Here is a 19231-nt window from a genome sequence, read left to right on the forward strand (position 1 = left end):
AAGCCCAAACTCTGGCGTTTGCTCTAAATTTTAATCTTTCTTGTGGCGTGTTTTACTATCCACTGCGTGTTTTGATTTTTGGATTTCGCCCATTTACTAAGAAGCTCTTTGGCTGCGTCAAAATTTAGCTTTAGATAGTCATTCATGTGATTTGCCACCGATCTTTGCACGAATTTTACATTATCCTCTTTTAAAAGCTCTAAAATTTCAAAAACAGGCTTTGGATCATCTATGAAATTTTCAAGCTTACTCGCCCAAGGAAGCTTCGGACGCAAGCCCTCAGATGCAAGACGCCTTAGGTGAAAGTTACGGGACTTCGCCCAGTTTCGCATAACTTCTAGCATTTCGTTTGGATATTTTCTTATAAATACTCTTATCGCATATTCGCCCGTGTTTCGCTTAGTTATCTCGGCAATCGCATTTATGGAGGTTTCAAAGTCGTTAATTCCGTAAATTTCAACAAATTTGCCGATAGGAAGAACCCAATAGTATTTTTTAAACATACCTGTTTCGTTTGGATTTTCTTCGCCTAATATGCTTGTTAAAATTTCTATTTGGTCTTTGTAGTCTAAATTTAGCGCGGAGTTAAGCTCTATTGCGTGAAGCTCTATCCTGTCTGAATAGGCTAGATCATCAACCTTGCTTGCTACATTTTTTATATATTTTTGTTCGTCAAATTTAGGATATACGGCTTTGATCTTGCCTGATAAAATCTCTGCTAAATTCACGCCAAAATGTTGCGCTAAGCTATAATCGCTCATTAAATTCCTTTTTTATCTTAAACGTAGTATTGCTAAAATTCTAGCGGTAAATATTCCGCTGAAAACTCCTAGTATAAAGCTTGCTGAGCTTATAAATAAATTTGATTTAAGTATTTCAAGATTTCTAGCTTCGCTGTAAGCAACTATATATTTTGCAAAAAAAATTGCCATCATGATTACTATATAGACTCTATTGCCCTTGATTAAAAACGAATCCGAAGATATTTTTGTGATTTGAGATTTAAATTTGTATAAACCTATAATAATACCCAAAATAAGACCTATTAGCCAACTCAAAGATGAGCAAAATAAAAATCCAAATGACGATAAAAGGCTAAAAATTGAAAAGACTAGCATTAAAATAGGAAAAACAACCGCTTTTGTAAAGCATAGAGTGCGATCAAAGCTTTGCTTGTAGCCTAGAAAAATCAAAGCGATAAATATCACAAAAACCCACCAAGGCGTATATAAAATAGCCTCGGTTATAGTATTCATGACTTATTTTATCGCTTTGATTAAATTAAACATTAAACCTAAAGTGCATTACATCGCCGTCTTGCACTATATATTCTTTGCCTTCAAGACGCATTTTGCCCGCTTCTTTTGCACCTGTTTCGCCATTACAAGCTATGTAGTCATCATAGCTGATTACCTCTGCTCTGATGAAGCCTCGCTCAAAGTCGTTGTGAATTACGCTTGCGGCTTTTGGAGCTTTCCAGCCTTTTGTGATCGTCCATGCTCGCACCTCGACAACGCCTGCGGTAAAATAGCTTATCAAATTTAGTTTAGCAAAAGCGGTGCGAATGATCTTTTCAAGACCGCTTTCGTTTGCGCCAAGCGAGCTTAAAAACTCATGCGCTTCTTCGTCGCTTAGTCCTACAAGCTCCTCTTCTATCTTGGCGCATAGTTTTATCACCTCATGCCCTGAACGAGCGGCAAAATCACGAAGTTTTTTTACATACTTATTATCTTCGCTTATGCCTTCCTCGTCGACATTTGCGCCATATATTACTTCTTTTGCGCTAAGTAGCCTTAGTTCTTTATTTAAGGATACAAACGCCTCTTCTTCTCTGTCTTCAAAGCTACTTGCGCTCTTGCCCTCATTTAGGTGGGCTAAAAGCTTGGTTGCTATTTCAAGCGCTTCTTTTGCACCTTTTTGATTGGCTTTTGCATCTTTATTCAGGCGTTCGATTTTTTTATTTAGCTGCTCGATATCGGCTAGGATTAGCTCGGTTTCTATGATTTCTACATCTCTCACCGGATCTACGCCGCCTTCTACGTGAGTGATGTTTTCATCCTCAAAGCAGCGCACTATATGAAGTATGACTTCGGTTTCGCGGATGTTTGAAAGAAATTTATTTCCAAGTCCTTCGCCCGAGCTTGCGCCTTTAACAAGTCCTGCGATATCGACAAAATCTATAGTAGAATACTGAATTTTATTTGGATTTACGATTTTAGCTAGCTCGTTTAATCTCTTATCAGGCACCGGCACGACGGCCTTGTTTGGCTCGATCGTGCAAAACGGGTAGTTTGCGCTTTCTGCATTTTGCGCCTTTGTAAGAGCATTAAAAGTAGTTGATTTGCCGACGTTCGGAAGTCCTACGATACCTACTCCAAGACCCATTACAGCTCCTTTGCAAGTGCGTTAAGATAATATAGATTCATTCTTACGCCCGCACCCGTCGCGCCTGATTGGTTGTATCCCCACGCTTTTTCGGTATATGCAGGACCTGCGATATCTTGATGAATCCATTTATCTTTAAACTCTTCTTTTATGAATTTATCAAGGAATATGCCGGCCGTGATGGCTCCGCCGTATCTACTTGAAGCGGTGTTGCTAACGTCTGCTATCTGGCTTTTTACAAGCTCTTTTAAAAAGCGGTTAAATTCTAAGATAGAAGCAAATTCACCGCTTTTTGCGCTTTTTGCCTTAAGCTCGCTCTTTAGCTCCTCGTTATTTCCCATAAGCCCTATGGTGTATTCGCCAAGACCCACTACGCAAGCGCCCGTAAGTGTCGCCATATCGATTAAGATATCAGGCTTTAGCTCTTGCGCCCAGCTTAGGCAGTCAGCAAGCACCAAACGACCTTCTGCGTCAGTGTTTCTTACTTCTATGCTCACTCCTGAGCGTGAGATCAGTACATCATCAGGCTTGTAGGCGTTTCCTCCTATCATGTTTTCAGTCGCTCCGCAAACAGCGTGAATTTCAAAAGGCAGCTCAAGTTCGCTTGCTCCCTTAATGATACCAAGCGCCGCCGCCGCTCCTCCTTTATCGGCTTTCATCGTAAGCATATAATCAGCAGGCTTTAAGCTAAGTCCGCCGCTATCGTATGTTAAGCCTTTGCCTACAAATACGATCTTCTTTTTAGGAGATTTTGGTTTATAGACAAGATGTATGAGGCGAGGAGGATGCACGCTTGCGCGATTTACGGCTAAAAATGCGTTCATACTCTCTTTTTTTAGGAATTTTTCATCGTAAATTTTGCATGTTACGTTTTTTAAATTTTTAGCTAAAATTTGCGCATCTTCAGCCATTTTTACCGGAGTGTAAATTTCAGGAATTTCATTTACGATATCTTTGGTGAAATTTGCCGCATTTGCCATTATCTCACCGTGCTTGATACCAAGTTGGGCTTTTGATATATCAACTTCTTTGCCGTTAAATTCCTCCGAGCTAAAGATGATCTCATCTAGCGCGTAAGCTTCTTTTTTCTCTTTGTATTTGTTAAATTCGTAAGCTCCAAGCACAAAGCCTTCAACCAAGCTTTGAAAGCTCATTTTGGTGCATTCGCCAAGATAGCTTGCAAGCTTGAGTTTTTTGACGTTTAGCCCTTTGACGGCGTTATAAGCTTTTGCCGCAGCTAGTCTAAATTCTTCAAATTCAAGTTTGGCTAATGGTATATAAAGTCTTGCATTTTCTATGAGAAGTAGGGAGCCATCGCCTTTGTAGTTGCTAAATTTAAAGCTTTTGTCGTCTTTTATAAATTTATGCTTTAAATTTTTATCCACGACAAAGATCAGCTCCAAATCGGCTTTTATGGCATCTATTTTTTTATTGACTATACTAAATTGCATTACGTCTATTTTTCCTTTCATTTAATATCTTGTTTTCTATCCTTTTAAATCCATACAAAAGCGCCCCAAGGAAGGTTGCAGCAATAGGTATTGCTATATACCAATGCTCTTTTGCCTTATCTAAAATATCTAGTATATGCTCTCCTAAAAAATATGCAGGGATGATTGTTATCGCAGCCCAACACCATGCGCTTATTAAATTTATAAAAGCAAATTTTTTGGCATCATATCTTGTAAGTCCTATACTCATAGGTATTACAGTCCTAAGTCCGTACATATAGCGCTGAATAAAGATGATCGGCCATCCGTTTTTCTTAAGAAGTATATGGGCTATTGCGAATTTTCTTCTTTGGGAACGTAGTTTTTTGGATATAAAATTTTTATTATATCTCCCTATGTAAAAATAGACTTGATCTCCTGCAAATCCGCCAAGTCCTGCTATAAATATAGCAAGTCCCAAATCCATCTGTCCCGTATGAGACATGATACCTCCCATAATGAGAGCCATCTCTCCTTCCATCATACACCATATAAAAAGTATAATATATCCGTATTTTGTAAGAAGATCTATAAAAAAAGCCTCCATATTAGATCTCCAAAATACTATAAATTTTTGTAAGAGGTTTTAGATTCTCGCTTCCTTTAAGCTCTTTTAAATCTATTAAAAAGCACGCTTCAACACACTTTGCGTCGGTTTGATTGATTAACTCAACCGAAGCTTTGGCCGTGCCGCCGGTGGCTATGAGATCATCTACCAAAAGCACTCTAGCATCCTTTTTATCGCCAAATGCATCTATATGAATTTCTATCTCGTCAACTCCGTATTCAAGCGAGTATTTTTGCGAAATCGTTATATAAGGCAGCTTTTTAGGCTTTCTAATAGGCACAAAAGGTATCCTAAGTCTTGCCGCGAGAGCCGCCCCGAATATAAATCCGCGCGATTCTATACCTGCAATAAAGTCGATCTCAAAATCCTTATATCTCTCAAATAGATGATCCATTAAAAAGTTAAAAGCTTCGGTATTATTTAAAAGAGTAGTTATATCGCGAAAAACTATTCCGGGTTTTGGAAAATCCTTGATACAGCGGATTGAATCTAGTAAAAACTCTTTATCTTTTTGACTTAACTCTCTCATGATTTGTCCTTAAAATTTATAGTAATGCCTCGATTTTACCCTCTAGCTCACGAATTCTCTGTCTTAGCTTGTCATTTTCTAAGCGGTATTGAGAATTTCTCGTGCGAAGGGCGTTTGCATCATTTTTTACCTTGCCGAGTTCCTCGGTTAGAATATCGATATTGCCTAGACTTCTTTGTAATTGAACTTGAAGCTTTCTGATAACAACTTCGGTATCCTGGAGATTATCTTTCATAAAATCTTTAGTAGCTCTCTCTTTTTTAAGTAGGGTTTTGAAGTAAAATACCATTACAACTAAATATATGCAAATGCAGATTAAGAATGTAAGTATGAGCCAATCAGTTATCATATTTGCGCCCTGCAGCAGCCCAGCTTATCGACTCTTCTTAAGTGTCTTCCTCCCGCAAATTCGGATGAAAAGAATTTTTTTATCATCTCTTTTGCATCCTCTGGCTTTGTAGTTCTTGCACCAAAAGCGATTATATTTGCATCATTATGCTCTCTTGCCATAGATGCTGTGTATATATCGTGACATAGCGCACATCTAATATGTTTGTGTCTATTGGCGGCAATTGATATTCCAATACCTGTTCCACAGATTAGGATTCCATATTCGTTTTGGTTTTTTAAATTTTCCGCCATCAAGTTTGCAAAATCTGGATAATCTACGCTTACTTCGGAGCTGTTTGTACCAAGGTCTATGACTGTTAAATTTAAGGTTTTTAGAAATGTTTTTATCTCGTCTTTTAGTTCAAATCCTGCGTGGTCGCTCGCTATAAAAATCTTTTCGATATTCATTAAGTAGTCCATAGGTTTATTAAATTTAGCAATTATATCAAAACTACTATTAAATAAAAATTTTCTAAATTTCGGTAATAAAAATTTGCGTTTTTTGTTTAATTAAAGCGCAAATTTAACCATTTCAAGCGCATATCTTATAGGATAAAAAACATAGTCTTTAAGCGGTGAGGCTATGATGAGAATAAGTATTATCATTCCGTAACGTTGAAGACTAGAAAATAAACTTGCGATTTTATGAAGATTTATGGATCTTAGTGAGTATTCTACAGCTTGAGAGCCATCAAGCGGAGGAATAGGGTATAGATTAAATAGCCCTAGTATTAAATTTACGAGCATGAGCATAATTAAAAATTTTTGTAAATCCGCTTGAAAAATCCCGGTTTTTATCATAAAAAACGATATGGTTGCAAGAATAAAGTTATATATAATTCCTGCAAGAGATACTAATATCATCGCCTTATATCCACCGTTTCTAATAACCGTATTAGCGTTTATAGGAACAGGTTTGGCCCATCCTATAACAAATCCGGCGGTAATATATAGCAATCCCGGAAATATGATGGTTCCAAACGGATCAATGTGCTTGATAGGGTTTATGCTAAGGCGACCGAGATTTTTGGCTGTATTGTCTTTAAATTTATAAGCGACCCACCCATGAGCTATCTCGTGTCCTACGATAGCTATGGTGAGCGCTATGACAAGAGTAACAATCTCTACGATATCGATATTTTCAAATCCGCTCAAATCTTATCACTCTATCTTGGTGCCGTCATCATGCCCTTCGCTCATAGCTTTTTGGGCATATATAGAATCGTTTTGGATGCTTTCTATCGATTTACCGATTCTATTCCATCTTATCTTGTACTCGTTATCCCAGCTAAAGTAGATGAACCAAGGCTTTCCGACAATATCTTTATAGGCAACGCTTCCCCAAAAGCGGCTATCGTTAGAGTGGTCTCTGTTGTCTCCTACCATGAAATACTCATCATCTGGAACCTTGAAGTAAAATGCATTAAACGGCAGGTCTTTTATCTTGTCAAGCTCATTGACTATAACTGGTTGCATAGCGAATTTGCCAGCATTTAAATAATATAGCGCCTGCTCGAATAAATTTACCTTATCGTCATAGTAAATTCCTGGAAATTTATAAGGCTCTTTTACAAAGAGTTTTCCAGCTATTGTTATCAAGCTCTCTTTTGGATAATTTTCTTTGATAAATTCCTCTCCTTCTTTAGGGTGTAAAAATAGAGCCTTTTCTGTAAATATTACCTCATCTCCTCCGGTTGCAAAATTTCTCTTTACATAGTGAATTTTCTCATCGTGAGGATATCTAAAAACAACGATATCGCCTCGCTTTGGTCCGTCTCCGTTTATAATATGTCCGTTACCTCTAAAATCTGGTAAAATTTTAAGCTCTATCCATGGAATTCTGGGAGTAGGGATTCCGTAACTAAATTTTTTAACAAAGAGGTGATCGCCTATTAGGAGTGAATTTTTCATAGAACCTGACGGAATTACAAAAGCTTGAGCTATAAAAAATATGACAAGCAGGACAATTACAACGGTGCCTGTCCAGCTGTTTGAGAAGTCTAAAAATTTATTAAAAGCCTTTTTCAAAATTTACGCCTTTGCTCTATTTTTGGCTGATTTGATAGTGTTTGCAAGCAGCATTGCAATTGTCATAGGGCCCACTCCGCCGGGAACCGGTGTAATATAAGAGCATTTTGGCGCGACCGAGTCAAAATCGACATCTCCTACAAGTCTTCCGTCTTCGAGTCTGTTTATGCCTACATCTATGATTATTGCATCATCTTTTACCATATCGGCTGTTAGAAAAAACGGCTTTCCTATCGCAGCTACGATGATATCGGAATTTAGGCAAATTTCTTTTAAATTTTTGGTTTTACTATGAGTTACGGTAACCGTTGCGCTTGCGTTTAGAAGCAAATTTGCCATAGGTTTGCCCACGATATTGCTTCTTCCGATTACGCAAACGTTTTTGCCTTTTACATCTATTTTATACTCTTTTAAAATTTCCATTATACCAAGCGGTGTGCAAGGCACAAATCCGTCAAGTCCGCTTGCTAATTTGCCGACATTTATCGCGTGAAAGCCGTCTACGTCTTTGTTCGGGCTTATGCTTTCTAAAATTTTATTCGTATTTATGTGTTTTGGAAGCGGAAGCTGGACTAAAATCCCGTCTATGCTATCGTCTAAATTTAAAAGATCTATCAGTGCCAAAAGCTCGCTTTGAGTTGTTTGTTCGGGTAACCTGTGCATGATGGATTTGATCTCGCAAGCGTGGCAGGCTTTTTCTTTTGATGCGACGTATGTTTGGCTTGCCTTGTCCTCTCCGACTAGTATCACCGCAAGAGCAGGCTCAACGCCTAAATTTTTGAGCTTCACGGCTTCGTTTTTAACTCTTTCTTTCATCTTTGCGCTTACGGCTTTTCCGTCTAGCAAAATCATAACCAATCCTTTATGCTGTTTTAATCACAAAGATTGTATCATAGCTAATTTTATATTAAATTTTACAAAAAACGAAAAGGGCGTATGAGAAAATTTATTCTGCCGATCTTGCTTTTTAACTGCGTTTTTGCAAGCGATTTTATAACCAAAAACGAATACGCCAAGATGCTTTACTCAAACCCGCGCGGCATAGGATGCGATAAGTGCCATGGCAAAAAAGGCGAAGGTGCGCTCATAGCTAAATTTAAGCACTTTGACAAAAAGAAAAATGAAATGGTTGATGCAGAACTAAAAGCTCCTCGTATCAACAACCTTGATTTTTGGAAATTTAGCGAAGCTTTAAAGCGCCCAAAAGACGTTATGCCAAGCTATTTTTTAACAGATGAAGAGACGCTTTTATTATACGAATACGTAAAAAATTTCAATGATGATAAGGACAAAAAAGATGACAAATAAAGAGGCTTTCAAAGAGGCAAAGAGCTATATTCCAGGTGGCGTAAATTCGCCCGTTCGAGCATTCGGCAGCGTTGGCGGCGAGCCATTTATGGTAAGTTACGGCAAGGGCGCTTATCTTGTGGATGTAGAGGGAAATCGCTATCTTGACTTTATTCAAAGCTGGGGACCGCTTATATTTGGACACTGTGATAAGGATATAGAAAATGCGGTTATAGAAACGGCTAAAAGAGGACTTAGCTTTGGCGCGCCTTGTGAGCTTGAGACGAAACTTGCTAAGCTTATTTGCGATGAGTTTGAAAATGTAGAAAAAATTCGTTTCGTAAGCTCAGGCACGGAAGCTACGATGAGCGCAATAAGAGTTGCAAGAGGATACAGTAAAAAAGACGGACTTATCAAATTTGAAGGTTGCTATCACGGTCATAGCGATGCGCTTTTGGTTAAGGCGGGAAGTGGCGCTACCACTTATGGAAACGCTTCAAGCTCGGGAGTTCCTGAGGATGTGGTGAAAAATACTTATCTAGCAAAATATAACGACCTTGCAAGCGTTGAAGCGATATTTAAAAGCGGTGCGCAAATAGGAGCGGTGATAATCGAGCCGATAGCCGGAAATATGGGTCTTGTGCCTGCTTGCAATGAGTTTTTAGAAGGTCTTAGAACGCTTTGTGATGAGTATAAGGCTGTGCTTATCTTTGATGAGGTGATGAGCGGCTTTAGAGCAAGCAAGCACGGATCGTTTGAGTTTAATAAAATAAAAGCCGATATGGTAACCTTCGGTAAAGTTATAGGTGGAGGCATGAGTGCGGCTGCATTTGGCGGGAAGGCCGAGATAATGGACTGCTTAAGCCCTAACGGCGCCGTTTATCAAGCGGGCACGCTAAGCGGAAATCCTGTTGCTATGGCTGCAGGTATCGCTTCGATTAGCAAAATTTACAAAGACGAAAAGCTCTATGATAGGCTCGGCTTACTTGCCAAGATGCTTGTTGAGGGCTTTAAAGAAGCTGCCGATAAAAACGGCATAGATCTGCAAATTTGCACTCGCGGCTCTATGTTTGGATTCTTTTTTAATGAATTTGAAGTAAAAAACTATGACGATGCGCTAAAGAGCGATACCGCCCTTTATGCTAAATTTCATAAAAAGATGCTTGAAAAAGGAGTTTATCTAGCTCCTAGTCAGTTTGAAACAGGCTTTATATGCAATGTAATGAGCGAAGAAAATATAAAATTCGCGGTCAAAGCCGCAGAGGAATCTTTGTGCGAGATAAAAAACAATGGCTAAACTAAATTTTGGCGAGATTGTAAAGGGTGCAGAGCAGCTAAGTCTTGGCATATCTATGGTGGTTGCGGTTGCCATAGGAACCGGACTTGGGTTTTGGATAATGAAGCAGACGGGTTGGACTTGGGCACTGTTTGTTGGTATGGCTTTTGGTATCGCAGCAGCCATTTTAAATGTCAAAAAGGCTTATAATAGAGTTAAAAAGAGTATGGATGAGCTTAAAGACGAGACAAAATTTAAGCCTGTGCCATACGATGAGGATGATGAAGAGGAAGACAAATAGTGTCTGTGGCTAGAAGGCTTTTAGCTATTTACGGTATCTTTGAAATTTTGCTTTTAGCAAGCTCTTTTTTTATGGGCAAAAGCTGGTTTTATAGTACTCAAGTAGCGTTTTTTGGCTCTCTTTTAATCTTGTTTGCGACATTTAAATCGTATCAAAGACGTGTTCTTTCAAGAGTTGAGAACGAGAAATTTATCTTAGACGATGACTATTATGATGAAGATGATGGTAGCGAATGGGGTGAAAATTTTACCGAATACACAGACGATGGTAAAAAAATCATTAAAAAAGATAGCAAAATAGAGGACCTTGCTGAACAAGAGCTTGATCCTAAGGAAATTTTAAAAAGAGAAAAAGAAGCTATGAAAAAGATTCCTAAATTTGCAAATTTGCATACCGCTTTTGTGCCTTTTAGGCTTATTACTTATGCTGTTTTGGCTCTTGGATTTTTAGCTTTAAACAGACAGGGAAATTTAAATATCATAGCATTTTTAATAGCTCTTGGAATTATGCCCATAGGAGCTTTAGTTTATGGAGTAATGAGTCGTGCAGACAAGTAGTAAAAGAACGATAAAGGCGATGATCCCGCTATTTTTCGGGATAGCGCTTCTTTTTGTAGGAAATGGACTTGTAGTAAGCTCGGCTGGAATTGAGCTTAAAAAAATGGGCGCTGGTGAGCTTGAAACCGGACTTGTAATATCAGTGTTTTTTGTAGGCGCCATGCTTAGCACTATAATATCACACAAAATCGTATCAAAAGTAGGGCATATTAGAAGTTTTGCCATATTTTCATCGATATTTGGCGTCTGTGCTATGTTTCATGATTTAAGCCAGAATTTATATCTATGGGCGCTTCTTAGAGGCGGTCTTGGATTTTGTTATTACTCTATTTTGATGATAGCTGAAAGCTGGCTGAATACTAGAGCTAAGGATCAGATAAGATCGCGTGTTTTAGCCTTTTACGAAGTTGTTTTTTACTCTTGTTTTGGACTTGGAATTTTGATATTAGGATTTAATCTAACTAGCTCTCAGATATTTTTAATCAGCGCGGCTTTTATTCTTTTATCAAGTATTCCTCTAAATTTAAACCGTATTAAAGAGCCGCCAATACCAGAAAAAAGAAGCGTTAGCATACCAAGTATATTTAACTTAGTGCCGCTAGCTCTTATTACAAGCATAGTTGCCGGAGTTTTGGTAAACGGCTTTTTTTCTATGGCTAGCATATATATACTACTTCAAGGATATGATGCCAAAGAGGTTTCGTTTTTTATGACTATTGCGATGGTTGGAGGGTTTATAGCTCACTGCGTTATAGGTTCACTTTCCGATAGATTCGGAAGAAGACCGGTGATAATCGGCTGCTCTGTTATATCTTTAATTGCGGCGATTATATTCATATTATTTGATGCTGGCATAAATTTACAATACATATTATCGTTTTTCTTAGGGTCCGGAGTCTTTTGCCTATACGCTTTGGCTCTTGCAAGGGCAAATGATATGCTTGAATATAAATCAAAATCTATAGAGATAGGACGGGCTATACTATTTAGCTACTCTCTAGGCTCATTATTTTCTCCTATAATAATGGGGGCTACTATGTATTTTTTTGGTCCTCAGGGATTTATGTGGGTCTATGTGGTGCTTTTGATATCTCTTATTATTTTTGCACTTACTCAAAAAACTATTCCAATTGAGAGCAGAAAGAGCTTTGAACATAGCCCTGGAACCATAGCCAATGTCACTGTAGGCACGAAGCACAAGCGATAAATAGCGATTTGATAATATGGAAATTTTAAGAAATTTAACCTCGGCTAAGATAGGGCTAGACTCAAATCAATTAAAAGGCTCCGAGACCAAAGAGGGTAAAACTCTATTTAAAAATCAGCCTCAAAATTTACCGACTCAAATAGATTCAGAAGTTTCTATTAACGATATAGGCGATATCAATAAACTTGTAAATAGGCTTTTAGACGAGCTTAAGACAAGCTCTAGCAGTGCAAAGATGGCTGAAATCGCAAATCAAGCTAAAGATTTGCAGGTTTCGCCAAATTTAGTAAAAGATCTGAAATCTTTAATAAAATTAGCAGATCAAAATCCTGACCTAAAGCCATTTGTTGATAAATTAAAGAGCTTTTTAAAACCTGTTGCAGAGCTTAAAGCGAGTGCATTAAATGAGCAGATCAAAAATTCCGGAATAATGCTTGAGGCCAATTTAAAAGACGTTATAGTAAATAAAAATATCCTTCCAGTTTCAATAAATAAACTTTTTGACGATATTAAAAACTTATATAATTCCAAGCTTTTAAATCAAATTTTAACTCTAGCCAAAGATGATAGTTTAAACACTAACGAGAGCTTTGAAAAACTAAGTGAAATTTTAAAAAACGCAAAAATTCAAAACAAAGAAATTTTAAATAACTCCTCTATAAAGTCGCTCTTAGAAAACAGTGCCAAGCTTGAAAATATCGTTAAATTTCTAGATAAGCAGGCCAATGCAATGAGCGAAAAAGGACTTGTTTTGAGTGAAAAAGCAGTAAATAATGAGATTAGTAAAATAAATGAATTAATGGCAAATTTAAAGGCTAAAATGCCTGAAATTTCAACAGAAAAACTAAGTCAAAATAGAACTTATAGCTCAAATTTAAAAGAGCTTTCAAGTCTTATAAATGAAGTTGAAAAAGCTATAGAAAATACGGTAAATCAACCAAATGTGATAAATTCATTTGTCGAGCAAATTTTAAATAAAGGATTTAGTGTAGAAAATTTGAGTTTGCAAGATAGATTAAAAGCTGTTGCAAATAAGCTAAATCAGGCGTTAAATTTAGCCGATAAAATAGGATTTGAAGCAAAGACAAATATAGATGAGATAAACAGGCTTTCAAAACAGCAAAATTTGGCTCAAAAAGATATTAAAAATATTCAGCCAAAGATTGCAGAAGAGAGTGTAAAAGCGCTTCAAAATGATGTAAAAAGCGTGCTTTTAAATTTGCAGGCGAAGAGCGTTTCCGACCCAAATTCTCAAATAAATCAGCTGAGCTCAAAACTGATAGCTCAGATAGAGATGCATCAGCTAGTATCAAGTGTGGCAGGAGGAATTGAGACATATCTTCCTTATGTTTGGGATGATGTTGACGGAGCTAAAATCGCCTTTAAACGCGGTAAAAAGCAAAAGCACTATGCGCAGATAGATTTAAATTTCCAGAAGCTAGGCAGTATTAATATAGTTTTAGGACTAAGTGAAAATAGATATATAGATATATCCATAGCAACTCAAAAAGAGGAGTTTAAGCAGCTGATTTTAAGCGGCGCCAAAGAGCTAAAAAGGGTCATAAACGATCAAGGTCTAATACTTTCTAATTTTAGTTTAAAAACAATGCCAAAGCTCTCGTTAAATACGCTTTATAATGATTTTGATAGACTTAATATGGGATTTGACAGGATAATATGAGTTGTGATTTAAGGATTTTGTTTTGGCGAAAGTAAAGACTAAAAAAGCAGTAGCTTTAGGATATAATCGTTCAAAAGATAATGCACCCAAAGTTTTAGCCAGCGGATCTGGCGAAGTGGCCAAAAATATAATAAATTTAGCAAGATCTAACGATATCCCTATAAAAGAGGATGCAGATTTGGTAGAACTATTAAGCAAGGTGGATATAAATCACGAGATTCCGCCTAATCTTTATAAGGCAGTTGCCGAGGTTTTCGGATTTCTTTATAGAATGACAAATAAAAAATAGATCGGATAAAATTTGAAGAGAAAATTAGTATTAGTAGGAGCTTCTACTGGAGGTCCAGGACACCTAAAGAAGCTTTTTAGAAATTTAAAAATACACAATACGAGTGTTGTTATAGCCCAGCATATGAGCTTAATGTTTATACCAAGTTTTGCAGATCAATTTGGCAAAGAGTGTTGTGTGGACGTGGTAAGGCTGGAAGGCAAAACAGAGCTTAAGGATGCTATATATATATGCGAAAAGAATTCCGAAATAACTACATGCAGGCCACTTAGCGCAAAAGTATGTGATCTTATTAAAGAGACTACATATAATCCCAATGTAGATATTTTGTTTAGCTCTGCTGTTGAAGCTTGTAAATTTTGTGATGTTATGGCAATACTTCTTACCGGCATCGGAGATGATGGAGCAAGGGGATTGAATGAGCTTTATAAGGCCGGAGCAAACTGTATAGCGGAAAGTAAAGAGAGTGCGATAGTATATGGTATGCCAAAGCGTGCAAAAGAGATAAATCCAAATCTTAAATCCATGTCTATTTATCAAATAAGAGCTGAGCTTGAAAGGTTTATAAATGTTTTTTGATAAATTTAAGAAAGATAGTGTTGCATCAGGTGTAAAAGATACAAAAATACCTCCTTTGCCTAGCGATAGTTCGGGGCTTGATATGCTGATAGACAATATTAAGAGTATTTGCGGGGTAGATCTTGAATCAAAAAAAGATATCGTAAGGCATCGTTTGGCAAATTTTTGTCAAGCCAACAGTATTGCCACATTTGAAAATTTAAGCCTAAAGATTAGTGTCGATAGATCCCTTAGACAAGATATACTAAACCTCATCACAATAAACGAGACATATTTTTTTAGAGAGCTTACTCAGCTTCAAGCAGCAATCTATTATGCTAAAAATTTAGGCATGGTGCGCATACTTTGCGCCCCTTGTTCTAGCGGAGAGGAGGTATATTCTCTAGGGATCTTGGCTCATTCAAATTTACTTAACACCTCTGAAATTTCAATTACCGGCATAGATATAAACTCAGAAGCTATAGATAAGTGCTTTGAGGGGCTGTATTCCGAGCGATCATTGCACCGTTTAAACGATACGCAAAAGAAGCTCTATTTTGATAGAGTGGATGATAAATTTAGGATAAAAAAAGAGCTTTTGCCAAGGTGTGAATTTAGCTTAGTAAATATCTTTGATGATTCTATTTTTAGACTTGGCAAATTTGATATTATATTTTCTAGGAATATGATTATATATTTTAACGAAGAGTATAAGCTAAAGACCGTCGAGAGATTTCATAAAATTTTAAACGACGGCGGAAGGCTTTATATGGGGCACGCTGACTTGGTGCCTTATACCAATATATATAAGAAGCTAACATCACCAAATGTGACTTATTACACAAAGGTCTAGTCTAGAGTATCTTTGTATTTTTTATAAACTATACTCCAATATATAGCCCCTAAAAAAAACATACATCCCATTAGTATCGTAATGCCCCAGAGTGTAACTCCAAGCTTAAATAGCATTCCTATACTGGCTGATGTTATGGCTCCTATTCCAAGATAAACCATATCGTTATATGCTATTATGCGTCCATGATACCTCTCATCGCATTTGCGCTGAAGCAAGGTATATGTATAACTCCAAAGTGTCGAAGTAAAAAATCCTGCCGCCATAGTGCCTAAAAATCCAAGATAGAAGTTAAATTGTAAAATCCCCCATAGGCAGACCCCCACCCCGTGACCTATATAGATATAGACTAAATTTTTATTGTTTATGATTTTACTCATCAGGATAGGACCGCTAATAAGAGCTATGGCTCTACACGCATTTATAAAGCCTATTACAAGAGAGGCTGATAAAAGCTCTTTGTACCGATAGTCGGCCAAAAGTGCTACAAGGGCATCATAAGATGTCACACCTACTATTCCGTGAAGCAAAATCAGGTGCATTATAATAGGATTTTGCTTCATATACGAAAGTCCGCTTTTTAGCATCTGCATAGCTGAGGCTGAAGCCTTTGAAAACTCTCCTCTGATATTTATTTTTAGCAAGATAAAAAGAGCTATGATATACAAGATGCAGTCAAGTAAAAATGCGCTTTTAATACCAAAAAAATGTATATAAATACCAGCCAGTCCCATTCCGGCCGTATATGAAAATGCCCATATTAAAGAGTGAATTTCGTTGGCAAGCTTTAAATAATCTTTATTTAAAATTTTAGGAAAAAGACTCATCTCTACTTGAAAGTATGTGCCTCCCACACCCGCTCTTATAAAAATGATTGTAAAAAGTAGCCAGAGCATATCCAAAGAATCTATGAAAATGAGCATAAATACCGTCACAGCCTCTACTATGGTAAGCAGTACAAGCATGGGCTTTGGACTAAATTTATCAACTAAAATTCCGCTAAAAGGAGCTAAAATAACTCCAGGTAAAAATGCCAAAGCAGCAGCGGTAGTTATAGCCCATACGGGGGCTTTAAGCTCGATTAGCAGTGTAAATACTCCAGTGTGTGAAAACCAAACTCCAAAATAGCATATTAGCTGAATAAGCGAAAGGCGGGTGAGAATCTGATCCTTTTTTAGTAAGGCAATAAATCTATTCATTTATATTTTTACTTGCTCCAGTCCATATTAAAAAACGTAAATTTATCAAAATTCTCCTAAAATTTAAGGATTAGTTAGCTAGTAAATTTCATGAATTTAGTTTGAATGCTTATCTTCCAAAGGTCTATATATCACCTTTTGCCAAATCGGTTCTTTTACGAAGATATCTTTTGATTCAATTCTGATTAAATTTATCCCGTCAAACCTATATTTGCTTTTTTCCCTATATTGATTTGTGAGAGTTAGGATGTCTCCATCTATCGAGAAAAGTCCGGTTTCAACTATTTTTTGAACATTTTTTTTGTTAAGCACAGTTTTTATTTGAAAGCTTTTGTTTTCATTTAATGTAAGCGTGCTTGTCGCACTTTCACACTCTTTACAAATTAGATTTGCTAAAAACGTGTTTGGGATTTTTATGTTTTGAATTTTACAGGTAGTCGTACTTTGTGTTTTCTCACACTCTGATGTAGGTTTATTTAAATTTTGTGAAGCACAGCCTGAAAAAATACACGCAATAACTATAAAAAATATCATCCTTTTCATCGGCTATCCTTTTAAATTTTTGTGATTATAACTAATTTAAATTATAGCTAGATAAGTTTAAAATTTTTAAATCCATATGTGTTATAATAGTTTAAAATCTATAAAGGAGACTAAATGTATAGTGAAGCGTTTATTATTTTTGTCGTTATTATAGCCGTTTTGGTTTTTTTATTTTTAAAAGCCGGTATCAAAATCGTATCTCAATCAGATATCATGATAATTGAGCGTTTGGGCAAATTTCATAAGGTTTTAGACGGTGGATTTCATCTAATAATTCCTTTTATAGATAGGATTAGGGCTGAAATAACAGTCAGAGAGCAACTTGTCGATATTTTAAAGCAGCAGGTTATTACAAAGGATAACGTAAACATCTCTGTTGATGGTATCGTGTTTCTAAAGGTGACTGATGGAAGAATGGCTCTTTATAACGTTGATAGCTATAAAAAAGCCATCGCAAATTTAGCCATGACTACCCTTAGAGGCGAGATAGGAGCGATGAATCTTGATGATACTCTAAGCTCCAGAGATAGATTAAACGCTGCGCTTCAAACAGCTCTTGGAGATGCCGCGAGCAACTGGGGTGTAAAAATTATGCGTGTTGAGATTTCAGAGATTTCAGTGCCTGCGGGAATTGAGGCAGCTATGAATATGCAGATGAAAGCAGAGCGTGAAAAGCGAGCTATAGAGCTTAAAGCACAGGCTGAAAAAGAGGCTTTGATAAGAAATGCAGAGGCTTTGAAACAAGAAAAAGTCTTGCAGGCCGAAGCTATAGAGAGAATGGCTGATGCTAAAAAATATGAGCAAATAGCGATCGCGCAAGGTCAAAAAGATGCTATGGATATGATAAATGAGAGTATGGAAAAAAATGCCAATGCAGCAGAGTTTTTGCTGGCTCGAGACCGCGTAGTAGCCTTTAATGAGCTTGCAAAAAATAGTAGCAAGGATAAAATTTTAGTACCTTATGAGGCAACTGAGCTAATCGGAGCCATTAGTGTTTTAAAGAACTTTGTAGGCACTAAGAAAAGTTGAAATTTAGGAAAATAAAATGATATCTCCGTTTTTAGTCTTAGCTTTAGGTGTATTTTTGATAGTAGCCGAGCTACTTATAGGCTCATTTTTTATAATGTTTTTTGGCCTTGGGTTTTTGATAGTAGGATTTTTTGGATTTTTTATAGATATGCTCTGGTATCATCAAATTTTACTTGCAGCTATTATATCCGTCATCCTGCTTTTTACCCTAAAAAAGCCTATAAAAGAGAAATTTTATAGCTCAAAAAATGAGGTTAAGGATGATTTTTTAAACGAAAGTGGAATCGGCGAGGTAAAAGAGGGTAAGATTTACTTCAAAGGAACTCTTTGGAATTACGATGGAGAGCTAAAAGAAGGAGAAAAGGTTCAGATAATTGGCACAAAAGGAAATAAGGTTATATTGAAATAGCTATTCGTTTTATAATTTTAGTTATTCTTATGTTAAAGATATTAAAAGAATATAAAATGTTACTGCCAATTTATATTGTACTTTAGTACAATAGATTTTTATTGGCTATAAATGTATAATGTTGATAAATTAAAATGAAAAGGAGATTTTATGGTAACTATTAACGGAGTCGTAAAACAAATTTCAGGCAAAGTTTTGGCAGTAGACGCTAACGGAAACGAAAGATTACTTAATGTAGGAGATAAAGTATTTGTAGGAGAGACTATAAAAACCGAAGGAGAGTTAAGTAGCGTAGTTATAACTCTTAATGATGGAAAAGAGATAACAATTTTGGGTAACGATGAGTTGGCTTTAGGTCAAGGTCTTATAGATTCTGGCTCAGAAGACAATGTTTTGGCAGATATATCTTCGTTACAAAAAGGCATATTGCAAGGTGAAAATTTAGAAAATCTAGAGGCAACGGCCGCTGGTGGTGGTGCAATAAATTCTGAAGGTTCATTTAGCCAAACTTCGTTTTTAGGAAGCGGTAGTATATCTAACGTTCTTTCTGACTATGGTGATTTGGGATCTGCTATAAATAATAACAGAGAAATTTCTTCGGTTGTTGGAGCTAACATTCCTAATTTGGCGTCCCAACCGCAACCAGAGCCTC

At 36.7% G+C, this 19231-nt stretch carries 25 protein-coding genes; 12 read left to right on the forward strand and 13 right to left on the reverse strand.

All coding sequences use genetic code 11. The features are described from left to right. Nucleotides 1-23: 23 nt before the first annotated feature. From CDOM16189_RS03220 to folD, 11 genes are all read right to left on the reverse strand, one after another. Nucleotides 24-761 carry a DNA alkylation repair protein gene (locus CDOM16189_RS03220; protein ID WP_169974100.1) on the reverse strand — a complete coding sequence of 246 codons (738 nt, stop codon included), beginning with the start codon at nt 759-761 and terminating at the stop codon, nt 24-26. 12 nt (nt 762-773) lie between these two features. Next, nucleotides 774-1256: a DUF6622 family protein gene (locus CDOM16189_RS03225; protein ID WP_169974098.1), complete on the reverse strand. Its 483-nt coding sequence runs from the start codon at nt 1254-1256 to the stop codon at nt 774-776. A gap of 25 nt (nt 1257-1281) precedes the next feature. Beyond that, complete coding sequence (gene ychF, locus CDOM16189_RS03230; protein ID WP_170000719.1) at nt 1282-2385, reverse strand: redox-regulated ATPase YchF; 1104 nt, start codon at nt 2383-2385, stop codon at nt 1282-1284. Continuing rightward, the gene (locus tag CDOM16189_RS03235) at nt 2385-3836 is read right to left on the reverse strand and encodes a leucyl aminopeptidase (RefSeq protein ID WP_170000721.1); all 1452 of its coding nucleotides are present in this window, start codon (nt 3834-3836) and stop codon (nt 2385-2387) included. Before CDOM16189_RS03235 ends, ychF begins: the two co-directional genes overlap by 1 nt. Next, on the reverse strand, nt 3826-4422 hold the full coding sequence (locus tag CDOM16189_RS03240; protein WP_169974095.1) for a DedA family protein: 597 nt from the start codon (nt 4420-4422) through the stop codon (nt 3826-3828). The genes CDOM16189_RS03235 and CDOM16189_RS03240 overlap by 11 nt, the downstream gene beginning before the upstream one ends. Nucleotide 4423: 1 nt before the next feature. Further along, the gene (gene apt, locus CDOM16189_RS03245; RefSeq protein ID WP_169974093.1) at nt 4424-4972 is read right to left on the reverse strand and encodes an adenine phosphoribosyltransferase; all 549 of its coding nucleotides are present in this window, start codon (nt 4970-4972) and stop codon (nt 4424-4426) included. Nucleotides 4973-4988: 16 nt separating this feature from the next. After that, nucleotides 4989-5321, reverse strand: coding sequence for a hypothetical protein (locus tag CDOM16189_RS03250; protein ID WP_169974091.1), 333 nt, complete (start codon nt 5319-5321; stop codon nt 4989-4991). Next, the gene (gene rpiB / locus CDOM16189_RS03255) at nt 5318-5770 is read right to left on the reverse strand and encodes a ribose 5-phosphate isomerase B (RefSeq protein WP_169974090.1); all 453 of its coding nucleotides are present in this window, start codon (nt 5768-5770) and stop codon (nt 5318-5320) included. Before rpiB ends, CDOM16189_RS03250 begins: the two co-directional genes overlap by 4 nt. A gap of 102 nt (nt 5771-5872) precedes the next feature. Further along, entirely contained in the window at nt 5873-6517 is a 645-nt protein-coding gene (locus CDOM16189_RS03260; protein ID WP_169974088.1) for a site-2 protease family protein, read from the reverse strand. 6 nt (nt 6518-6523) lie between these two features. Beyond that, nucleotides 6524-7390: a signal peptidase I gene (gene lepB / locus CDOM16189_RS03265; RefSeq protein ID WP_169974087.1), complete on the reverse strand. Its 867-nt coding sequence runs from the start codon at nt 7388-7390 to the stop codon at nt 6524-6526. Between the two features lie 3 nt (nt 7391-7393). Next, nucleotides 7394-8242, reverse strand: coding sequence for a bifunctional methylenetetrahydrofolate dehydrogenase/methenyltetrahydrofolate cyclohydrolase FolD (gene folD / locus CDOM16189_RS03270; RefSeq protein ID WP_169974085.1), 849 nt, complete (start codon nt 8240-8242; stop codon nt 7394-7396). Nucleotides 8243-8326: 84 nt separating this feature from the next. Here folD and CDOM16189_RS03275 point away from each other — a divergent pair, with 84 nt between their 5' ends. The 9 genes from CDOM16189_RS03275 to CDOM16189_RS03315 all read left to right on the forward strand — a co-directional run bounded on the left by CDOM16189_RS03275 (nt 8327) and on the right by CDOM16189_RS03315 (nt 15399). Continuing rightward, entirely contained in the window at nt 8327-8698 is a 372-nt protein-coding gene (locus CDOM16189_RS03275) for a c-type cytochrome (RefSeq protein WP_169942476.1), read from the forward strand. Beyond that, nucleotides 8688-9974 (forward strand): glutamate-1-semialdehyde 2,1-aminomutase, encoded by a 1287-nt coding sequence (gene hemL / locus CDOM16189_RS03280; protein WP_169974083.1) that lies wholly within the window; start codon nt 8688-8690, stop codon nt 9972-9974. Before CDOM16189_RS03275 ends, hemL begins: the two co-directional genes overlap by 11 nt. After that, nucleotides 9967-10254: an AtpZ/AtpI family protein gene (locus CDOM16189_RS03285; RefSeq protein ID WP_169974081.1), complete on the forward strand. Its 288-nt coding sequence runs from the start codon at nt 9967-9969 to the stop codon at nt 10252-10254. Before hemL ends, CDOM16189_RS03285 begins: the two co-directional genes overlap by 8 nt. Before the next feature lie 5 nt (nt 10255-10259). Then, on the forward strand, nt 10260-10811 hold the full coding sequence (locus CDOM16189_RS03290; protein WP_169974479.1) for a hypothetical protein: 552 nt from the start codon (nt 10260-10262) through the stop codon (nt 10809-10811). Nucleotides 10812-10830: 19 nt separating this feature from the next. Beyond that, nucleotides 10831-12018 carry an MFS transporter gene (locus CDOM16189_RS03295; RefSeq protein ID WP_169974478.1) on the forward strand — a complete coding sequence of 396 codons (1188 nt, stop codon included), beginning with the start codon at nt 10831-10833 and terminating at the stop codon, nt 12016-12018. A 16-nt stretch (nt 12019-12034) separates the two neighbouring features. Continuing rightward, a complete protein-coding gene (fliK, locus tag CDOM16189_RS03300) occupies nt 12035-13699 on the forward strand; it encodes a flagellar hook-length control protein FliK (RefSeq protein WP_169974079.1) in 1665 nt (554 codons plus the stop codon). A 22-nt stretch (nt 13700-13721) separates the two neighbouring features. Further along, nucleotides 13722-13988, forward strand: a complete 267-nt coding sequence (locus tag CDOM16189_RS03305; protein WP_169974077.1) for a FlhB-like flagellar biosynthesis protein — start codon at nt 13722-13724, stop codon at nt 13986-13988. A 12-nt stretch (nt 13989-14000) separates the two neighbouring features. Then, nucleotides 14001-14567 (forward strand): CheB methylesterase domain-containing protein, encoded by a 567-nt coding sequence (locus CDOM16189_RS03310; protein WP_169974074.1) that lies wholly within the window; start codon nt 14001-14003, stop codon nt 14565-14567. Between the two features lie 82 nt (nt 14568-14649). Continuing rightward, a complete protein-coding gene (locus CDOM16189_RS03315) occupies nt 14650-15399 on the forward strand; it encodes a CheR family methyltransferase (RefSeq protein ID WP_502707250.1) in 750 nt (249 codons plus the stop codon). On the opposite strand, the gene CDOM16189_RS03320 is transcribed toward CDOM16189_RS03315, so the two are convergent. After that, a complete protein-coding gene (locus tag CDOM16189_RS03320; RefSeq protein WP_169974070.1) occupies nt 15396-16598 on the reverse strand; it encodes an MFS transporter in 1203 nt (400 codons plus the stop codon). The genes CDOM16189_RS03315 and CDOM16189_RS03320 overlap by 4 nt on opposite strands. A gap of 96 nt (nt 16599-16694) precedes the next feature. After that, nucleotides 16695-17141, reverse strand: coding sequence for a copper resistance protein NlpE N-terminal domain-containing protein (locus CDOM16189_RS03325; RefSeq protein WP_169974068.1), 447 nt, complete (start codon nt 17139-17141; stop codon nt 16695-16697). A 114-nt stretch (nt 17142-17255) separates the two neighbouring features. On the opposite strand from CDOM16189_RS03325, the gene CDOM16189_RS03330 reads away from it, so the two are divergent. From CDOM16189_RS03330 to CDOM16189_RS03340, 3 genes are all read left to right on the forward strand, one after another. Next, nucleotides 17256-18170 carry an SPFH domain-containing protein gene (locus tag CDOM16189_RS03330; protein WP_169974066.1) on the forward strand — a complete coding sequence of 305 codons (915 nt, stop codon included), beginning with the start codon at nt 17256-17258 and terminating at the stop codon, nt 18168-18170. Between the two features lie 16 nt (nt 18171-18186). Then, entirely contained in the window at nt 18187-18579 is a 393-nt protein-coding gene (locus tag CDOM16189_RS03335) for an NfeD family protein (protein WP_169974064.1), read from the forward strand. A gap of 150 nt (nt 18580-18729) precedes the next feature. Continuing rightward, a partial coding sequence (locus CDOM16189_RS03340) for a retention module-containing protein (protein WP_170000720.1) occupies nt 18730-19231 on the forward strand: 502 nt, incomplete at its 3' end.

The sequence above is a fragment of the Campylobacter sp. RM16189 genome, assembly GCF_012978815.1.
Classification (GTDB): Bacteria; Campylobacterota; Campylobacteria; order Campylobacterales; family Campylobacteraceae; genus Campylobacter_A.